Annotated in this window: 2 protein-coding genes; one reads left to right on the plus strand and one right to left on the minus strand. The window is 40.3% G+C overall.

Annotated features, from left to right (window positions below):
- The coding region (locus tag AB5935_RS25200) for a LamG-like jellyroll fold domain-containing protein (protein WP_368327778.1) at positions 1-1,386 on the plus strand (1,386 nt) is incomplete at its 5' end.
- 49 nt (positions 1,387-1,435) lie between these two features.
- Here the strand turns inward: AB5935_RS25200 and AB5935_RS25205 are convergent.
- The coding region (locus AB5935_RS25205) for a glycosyl hydrolase 53 family protein (protein WP_368327779.1) at positions 1,436-1,725 on the minus strand (290 nt) is incomplete at its 5' end.

Consider the following 1,725-nt stretch of genomic DNA (forward strand, 5'->3'; position numbering starts at 1 on the left):
AAGACAATCACTATTCCTGTGGTAGTGAACATCGTTGATCTGACACTGAAAAGTAATGAAGCCACTTTTGCCGAACCGGATGCCGAATCTCAATATATCTCTATTGAGAGAGGTAATGGCGGATATAGTTTCACTTATCAGGTGGGAGACAGCGAGCCTACTACGAATGCAACGATTGTGGAAGCTACTGAAAAAGAGAACCTGATTACCTTGAAACCCAAAGCTAGAGGTGATGTGAAAGTGATTGTGACAGACCAGAAAGGTTCTGTGGAGGAGATTTCGGTGAAAGTGAATCCATATAACCTTAAACTGGAAAATGAAGCAACTTCTTTAATCATCGGTGGTTATGAGGCATCTACAGAAATAGCTATTACCAGAGGAAATGGTGATTATAAGTTGGCACAAATCACAGATGATAATAAAACCTATTTGAAAACCGCAGAATTGATTACGGAAGACGGGGCTACCAAGTTAAAACTAACAGGAAAGAAGCTCGGGGCTACCACACTGGAACTGTCTGATGCGGCAGGTCAGAAATTGACGTTACCAGTTTATGTGAATCCGGTATGTTATCGTATGGAATATGACGTATGCTTTAAAATTGATATTAAAAAGTATGCCGAATCACATTCAGAGGTGAAAAGTATGAATCAGCTTACTTTTGAGGTTGTGTTCTACCCGACTTATACTCGTTCTATGCAATCGTTTATAGGTTTGGAAAGTGTATTCCTGCTTCGTGCAGAAGCTAAGGATGTGAATCCGCGTTTTGAAATAGCCACTAAAATTAATGGTAAGAGTGATCCCCGTTTCCGTAGTCAGCAAACTATTTATTGCGATGATTCGGAAGGTGGACGTAAGACTCCGGGTAAATGGTATCATATAGCCATTGTATATGATGGAACGAAATCAAGTACTAAAGAGGCTTATAAAATGTATATAAACGGGGTGAGAGAAACGTTGACTCCTGCAGATAACTCTTATGAGGATTGTGCCCCTAATTCATCTCTCAATCTGACAGATGTAGGTGGAAATGATAAAGCACTGTTGATTGGACGTTCCGGAGATTCATATCGGGTAGGATATTGCAAAGTTTATCAGGCACGGATGTGGAAGAGAGCGTTGGACGAAAGTGAAATTAAAGCGAATATGTGCAAAATCCTTAATGCAGAAGAACACTCTGACTTGATGGGATATTGGGTATTCTCGAAAGGTGTCGGAGGTACTACAGTTTTTGAAAATTGGGGAAATGGCGGCAGCGGATTGGATGCGCAAGTTTGTTTGCAGAATATAAGCGAAAATAAACCTGCCTGGGGAGCGGAACTTCCTGCAACTTATAATGGAGATAAGAGCCGCTTTGAACCAATTGAATGTCCTCATTCATACTAAAACTAGGAATATAATAATATGAGAAACAATATGATAACAAAAAAACTAATCAAATTTGCCCTGCTGTTTTTTCTGTCCAGAAAGGATAGTAGGAAGCACCGATTATATCATACTTTGTGTTTCTGTTTTTCAGTTCACCATAATACCAGTTGTACTGGTCTTTATCTCCGGCAGCATTCGAGTGGATAACTACCTTTGAATCCGGTGATACAGCTTTCACCGCATCATAACCTGTATTGAATAGTTCGGAAAGCTGCACAAAATTGTCACAACTTCCATCCGGATATAACATGCCGGCTTGTGTCTCATTACCCAACGCAACAAATTCGGGAGTCGTAC

The sequence above is a fragment of the Phocaeicola sp. RTP21198st1_B8_RTP21198_201120 genome (genome assembly GCF_040929485.1).
GTDB classification, from domain to species: domain Bacteria; phylum Bacteroidota; class Bacteroidia; order Bacteroidales; family Bacteroidaceae; genus Phocaeicola; species Phocaeicola dorei.